Origin of the sequence: Intrasporangium sp. (genome assembly GCF_036566125.1) — a bacterium.
Lineage (GTDB): Bacteria > Actinomycetota > Actinomycetes > Actinomycetales > Dermatophilaceae > Intrasporangium.
Genome location: NZ_DATCWX010000263.1, coordinates 1 through 5,920, shown reverse-complemented (window position 1 = coordinate 5,920; position 5,920 = coordinate 1). Strand labels below are relative to the sequence as shown.

8 protein-coding genes are annotated in these 5,920 nt (G+C 70.3%); 7 read left to right on the top strand and 1 reads right to left on the bottom strand.

All coding sequences use genetic code 11. The annotated features are described in order from the left end of the window. The 7 genes from VIR15_RS16325 to VIR15_RS16295 form a co-directional block, all read left to right on the top strand. Nucleotides 1-1,276: ATP-dependent metallopeptidase FtsH/Yme1/Tma family protein (locus VIR15_RS16325; RefSeq protein WP_331929627.1), on the top strand; the 1,276-nt coding region annotated here is incomplete at its 5' end. Nucleotides 1,277-1,279: 3 nt separating this feature from the next. Beyond that, nucleotides 1,280-1,852, top strand: a complete 573-nt coding sequence (gene folE, locus VIR15_RS16320; protein ID WP_331929625.1) for a GTP cyclohydrolase I FolE — start codon at nucleotides 1,280-1,282, stop codon at nucleotides 1,850-1,852. A 19-nt stretch (nucleotides 1,853-1,871) separates the two neighbouring features. Further along, entirely contained in the window at nucleotides 1,872-2,741 is an 870-nt protein-coding gene (folP, locus tag VIR15_RS16315) for a dihydropteroate synthase (RefSeq protein WP_331929629.1), read from the top strand. Further along, nucleotides 2,738-3,625 carry a 2-amino-4-hydroxy-6-hydroxymethyldihydropteridine diphosphokinase gene (folK, locus tag VIR15_RS16310; protein ID WP_331929623.1) on the top strand — a complete coding sequence of 296 codons (888 nt, stop codon included), beginning with the start codon at nucleotides 2,738-2,740 and terminating at the stop codon, nucleotides 3,623-3,625. The genes folP and folK overlap by 4 nt, the downstream gene beginning before the upstream one ends. Before the next feature lie 20 nt (nucleotides 3,626-3,645). Beyond that, nucleotides 3,646-4,122, top strand: coding sequence for a DUF3180 domain-containing protein (locus tag VIR15_RS16305; RefSeq protein WP_331929621.1), 477 nt, complete (start codon nucleotides 3,646-3,648; stop codon nucleotides 4,120-4,122). Nucleotides 4,123-4,199: 77 nt separating this feature from the next. Beyond that, nucleotides 4,200-5,156 carry a hypothetical protein gene (locus tag VIR15_RS16300; protein WP_331929618.1) on the top strand — a complete coding sequence of 319 codons (957 nt, stop codon included), beginning with the start codon at nucleotides 4,200-4,202 and terminating at the stop codon, nucleotides 5,154-5,156. A gap of 89 nt (nucleotides 5,157-5,245) precedes the next feature. Continuing rightward, nucleotides 5,246-5,638 carry a hypothetical protein gene (locus VIR15_RS16295; RefSeq protein ID WP_331929616.1) on the top strand — a complete coding sequence of 131 codons (393 nt, stop codon included), beginning with the start codon at nucleotides 5,246-5,248 and terminating at the stop codon, nucleotides 5,636-5,638. Nucleotides 5,639-5,707: 69 nt separating this feature from the next. On the opposite strand, the gene VIR15_RS16290 is transcribed toward VIR15_RS16295, so the two are convergent. Beyond that, a partial coding sequence (locus VIR15_RS16290; RefSeq protein WP_331929614.1) for a hypothetical protein occupies nucleotides 5,708-5,920 on the bottom strand: 213 nt, incomplete at its 5' end.

Genomic DNA, 5,920 nt, shown 5'->3' with positions numbered 1-5,920 from the left:
CGGCCGTCATCGCGGCGCCGGGCTCGGCGGCGGGCACGACGAGCGCGAGCAGACCCTCAACCAGATGCTCGTCGAGATGGACGGCTTCGACGTCAAGACCAACGTCATCCTCATCGCGGCGACGAACCGTCCCGACATCCTCGACCCCGCTCTGCTGCGGCCGGGCCGGTTCGACCGGCAGATCGCCGTCGAGGCACCGGACATGCTCGGCCGGCACCGGATCCTCGAGGTGCACGCACAGGGCAAGCCGATGGCCCACGATGTCGACCTGCTCGCGGTCGCCCGGCGCACGCCGGGCTTCACCGGTGCCGACCTCGCAAACGTACTCAACGAGGCGGCGCTGCTGACCGCCCGAGGCGACCAGAAGATCATCGACAACAGGTCCCTCGACGAGGCCATCGACCGAGTGATCGCCGGCCCGCAGAAGCGCACCCGGATCATGTCGGCCAAGGAGCGGAAGATCACCGCCTACCACGAGGGCGGCCACGCGCTCGTCGCGGCGGCGCTCAACCACACCGACCCCGTCACCAAGGTGACGATCCTGCCCCGCGGACGGGCCCTCGGCTACACCATGGTCATGCCCGTCGACGACAAGTACTCCACGACGCGCAACGAGATCCTCGACCAGCTCGCGTACGCCCTCGGTGGACGGGTCGCGGAGGAGATCGTCTTCCACGAGCCCACGACCGGTGCGAGCAACGACATCGAGAAGGCCACCGGCATGGCCCGCAAGATGGTCACCGAGTTCGGCATGAGCGAGCGGATCGGTGCGATCAAGCTCGGCCAGAGCCAGGGCGAGGTCTTCCTCGGACGTGACTACGGCCACCAGCGCGACTACTCCGAGGAGATCGCGGGCATCGTCGACGAGGAGGTCCGCAGGCTCATCGAGTCGGCGCACGACGAGGCCTACCAGGCGCTCAACGAGAACCGTGACGTGCTCGACCGCCTCGTCCTCGAGCTCCTCGAGCAGGAGACCCTGAACCAGGCGGAGATCGCCAAGGTCTTCCACGACATCGTCAAGCTGCCGCAGCGACCGACGTGGCTGTCCTCCCAGACGCGCCTGCCCGGCGACCGCCCACCGGTCCTCACACCGGCGGAGATCGCCGCCCAGCAGAACGGCCACCTCCCGCCTCCGGCGGCTCCGGACCCCGGTGTCGAGGAGAAGATCGACGAGGCCGCCTCTGTCGGCGCCCACCCGCTGGCCGAGGAGCACCCGCCCGTCGAGGTCGTCGAGGTCCCGGACGACAAGCCGGTCCGCCCCGACGAGAAGGCGTGATCCGTGGCGGTCGACGTGGCGCGGGCTGCGGCTGCCGTCCGGGAGCTGCTGCTCGCCATCGGTGAGGACCCGGAGCGCGAGGGCCTCGTCGACACGCCGGACCGCGTCGCGCGCTCCTACGCCGAGATGTTCGCCGGCCTGGACATGACGGCTGAGCACGTGCTCAGCAAGACCTTCGAGATCGACCACGACGAGCTGATCATCGTCCGCGATATCGAGCTGTACTCCACATGCGAGCACCACCTCGTCCCGTTCCACGGCGTCGCCCACATCGGCTACGTGCCGAGCAAGGACGGCCGGGTGACCGGGTTGTCCAAGCTGGCGCGGCTCGTCGAGGTCTTCGCCCGTCGCCCACAGGTCCAGGAGCGCCTCACCACGCAGATCGCCGACGCCCTCGTCGAGCATCTTCGCGTGCGTGGAGTCATCGTGGTGGTCCAGGCCGAGCACCTGTGCATGTCGATGCGCGGCATCCGCAAGCCGGGGGCGTCCACGATCACCTCGGCCGTGCGCGGTCAGCTGCGCGACCCCGCCACTCGAGCGGAGGCCATGGCACTCATGCTCGAGGGCAACAAGTGACCGGACCGGTGATGCCGTGATGCGGTCGAAGGCCGCAAACCTGGTCGCCGAGCGCGACCGGACTCTCGTCATGGGCGTCGTCAACGTGACGCCGGACTCGTTCTCCGACGGTGGCGTCTGGTTCGAGCCCGAGGCCGCCCTCGCGCACGGGCGCGATGTGCTGGCCGCGGGAGCGGACATCATCGACGTCGGGGGCGAGTCGACCCGGCCCGGGGCCGACCGGCCCTCCGTCGAGGAGGAGCTGCGTCGGGTGCTCCCGGTCGTGCGCGACCTCGCCGAGCAGGGTGCGATCGTGTCTATCGACACCATGCGCGCCTCGGTCGCCGCAGCCGCCCTCGACGCCGGCGCCAGCGTGGTCAACGACGTGTCCGGTGGCCTTGCCGACCCGGAGATGGTTCCCCTCGTCATCGGGGCAGGGGTGCCCTACGTCGCCATGCACTGGCGCGGTCACAGCGCCGACATGCAGTCACTCGCCGTCTACGACGACGTCGTGGCAGACGTATGCCGTGAGCTTGCCTCCCGCCGGGACGAGCTGCTGGGTGCCGGGCTGAGTGAGGACCTCCTCGTGCTCGACCCCGGTCTCGGCTTCTCCAAGACGGCGGAGCACAACTGGTCGCTCCTGGCCGCCTTGCCCGAGCTGCACGAGCTGGGACACCCGATCCTCCTCGGTGCATCGCGCAAGGCATTCCTGGGGCGGCTCGGCAGGGGAGCGGGCGAGGCGCCACGACCCCCCGCCGAGCGCGACCTGGAGACGACGGCGACCTCGGTCATGGCGGCCATGGCCGGCCTCTGGTGCGTCCGCGTCCATGACGTCGAGTCGACCGCCCGGGTTCTCGCGGTGGTGCGGGCGACCCTCGAGCACCACGTGGCCGAGGACGGGGCCTGGTGAGCGACCAGATCGTCCTCAAGGGCGTCTCCGCCCGCGGCTTCCACGGGGTCCTCGAGGCCGAGAAGCGGGACGGCCAACCGTTCGTCGTCGACGTGCACCTGACCCTCGACCTGTCCAGAGCGGGCCGGACCGACGACCTGGCCGCCACGGTCAACTACGCGGAGGTCGCCTCGGCCGTGGTGGCCCGGATCACCGGCCCGTCGTTCGACCTCATCGAGCGCCTCGCCGAGGTCATCGCCGACGACGTGCTCGGCTACCCGCTCGTCGACGCCGTCGAGGTGGTCGTGCACAAGCCCGAGGCCCCGGTCGGCCACCCGTTCACCGACGTCGAGGTCCGCATCCGCCGCAGCAACGGGCCGCGAGCAGTCATCGCGCTCGGGTCGAACCTCGGTGACCGCGGGCGCACGCTCTCCCTCGCCGTCGATGCCCTCCGTGCCCTGCCCGGCTTCACCCTCACCTCGGTCTCGCCCATCGTCGAGACCGACCCGGTCGGTGGTCCGGAGCAGCCGCCCTACCTCAACGCCGTCGTCCTGGGTCGGACGACCCTCGATCCGGCAGAGCTGCTCGAGGCGCTCCACCGCATCGAGGCCGCGCACGGCCGCACCCGCGAGGTCCGTTGGGGCGCCCGGACCCTCGACCTCGACCTCATCCAGTTCGGCGCGCCCGGCTCCGGTCAGGAGGTCGTCAGCGACGACGAGAGACTGACGCTGCCGCATCCCCGCGCCGCCGAGCGCGCGTTCGTGCTGCTGCCCTGGGTCCGGGCCGAGCCCGAAGCGCGCGTCAGGGTTGGGCCGGGAGAGAACGACATTCGACCAATTGCTGAACTGCTTGACCGACTCGACCGCTCGGGCGTCCGGCCCGGACCCGAATGGGGGCAACTGTGAAGCCGCACAACGGCATCCGCGTGTCTACTCTCGTCCTCACGGGCGTCGCCGTCCTCGTCCTGGCGTGGCTCGTCATGCGCTGGGTCGAGGGCAACGGCCGGAGCGTCCCTGACCCGGGTTGGATCGGTGCTGTCGCGATGCTCTTCCTCGGCGGTGCAGTCCTCGTCGCCGGCCGGCAGGTGCGCACCTTCAGGGACGGGGAAAGCGGAGCGTCCATGACTCCACTCCGGGCCGCCCGCACGCTCGTTCTCGGACAGGCTGCGGCCCTCACCGGAGCGGCCCTGACCGGGTGGTACGCCGCGATCATCCTCGTGCTGCTGCCCGACTCCGACATCGAGTCCCAGCGCAGCCGGATCTGGCCCTTCGCCATTCACGCCCTGATCGCCATCGCGCTCGCCGTCGCGGGCATGCTGGTGCAGCGTTGGTGCCGGATCAGGCCTCGCGATGACGGCGACGAGGAGGATCTCGACGAGCTGAACGGCTACGCCGACCGCTGATGCAACGATTGCCGTCGCCACGGGGTCTGATCGGTATGGAGGCCACGTCCCGTAGCCGCGGACCCCGCGCCCTGATCATGGTGATCGCCCCCTTGTTGCTCACGCTCGCCGCCTGCGGTGAGGTGCGGACCCCAGGGACCGGCGGCTCCACGGACGGGCCCGTCAAGGCGAGGTCCACCGACTCTGTACGGGGTTCGGGGCCGGCCACGGGCGAGCAGCCGACGACGCTGCCGAGCGCGCCGGCCCCCAAGGCCTTCGCAGACCGGGCGACGGTCGTGGCAGAGACGTTCCGCACGTCCGGTCGGCCCGTGGCCCCGGCCGGCCTGGTGCTCATCTCGCCCTGGGCCGACGTCGCCTTCGAAACCGAGGCGCAGAAGGTCGCGTGGCTCGCCGGCAAGGTCGAGTTCGGGCCGGGTGTCCCGGACGACCAGGCCGGCGTGTCGCAGATGACCCTGCCCGACGGGTCGGAGCGACCCGTCGACCTCCTCGGACCGCGGGAGAGCGTGGCACGTGCGCTGGAGGATGGCGGCGACTGCTCCGGCGTGGCGGTTGAGAGGTGCCGCCTGACGCTGACTGAAGCCACCCTGACGACGACACGGGTCAAGACCAACCTGGGTGAGGCGACCGTCCCGGCCTGGTCCTTTGCGGTGGACGGGATGGCACGTCCGATCGTCGTCGTCGCGACGGAGCCCGGACCACTGGACAAGCCGACATCACTACAGCCCCTGACCGGTCTGGCGCCGGCTCCGCCCGGTTTCAGCCCCGCCGACTCCCTAGATGCCGTCTCGGGCGCGACCATCACCGTGCGGGTGGGTCACGGTGCCTGTGACCGCGACCTGACCGGTCACGCCGTCGAGTTCGACGACCTCGTCGTCGTCGGAGCTACCCACCTGCCGCCAAATCCTGGCGCGATGTGCACGGACCAGTACCTCTCGACTCCGAGCACCCTGCAGCTGGCTCAGCCGCTGGGCGACCGAGTTGTCCTCGACGTCGTCTCCGGCGGGACGCTGATCTTCGGTGTCCCGCACAGGTGACGGATCTGACCAATGTCGATACAGAGCAGCGGCAGCAGCGCAACACTGGTCGGCAGGCCGAGCGTCGGCCGTCCAACAGGGAGGTAATGATGCGTGCAGCACAGCGTTTCCTCTACGCCGCGGTGGCCGCAGGGGCCGGTGTACTCCTCGCGGCTGGTCCATCTCTCGCTCACGAGTGTGTCAACGCGAGCAAGCAGAACCAGGCGGCCGGTGTCCAGGTCGTCATCGACGCCAACACCGGCGAGGTCGTCTGGACCACGAACGGCGTCGCGAACCGGATTGCGCAGGGCTTGATCGACCCGGTCACCGGGGACGGCTTCCAAGGACTCCTGGGCTTCGACCTCGACGGCGACAGTGTGGTCGACGTGTCCACGTGGATCGTCGGACCGAACGGGGAGCTTCCGCTCAGCGCCCAGTACAACGGCCCGTCGTGCAAGGGCGTGACGAACATCGCGACCTGGTTCGCGGAGTGCATGGGCTGACGGGACCCAGCACGACAGACGGGTTTGGGGGTGCCGGCACGCACCGATGCCCTCGATGGGGCGTACGGCTCAGTGCGCGTCGGTGGTCGGGGTGATCGGGGGAGCCGGAGTGGCTGTGCTCGTGGTGGTCGAGGTGGTCGCGGTCCGGTTGGGCCGGGGTGGCGGGATGGTGTCGACGACGTCCTCGTCGGAGCAGGCCGCGGCCGACCACACGGTGGCCGTGATGACGAACACGGCCACCCCGCGAAGGACGGCGGCGCGCGGAAACGAGCCCAGCGGCAT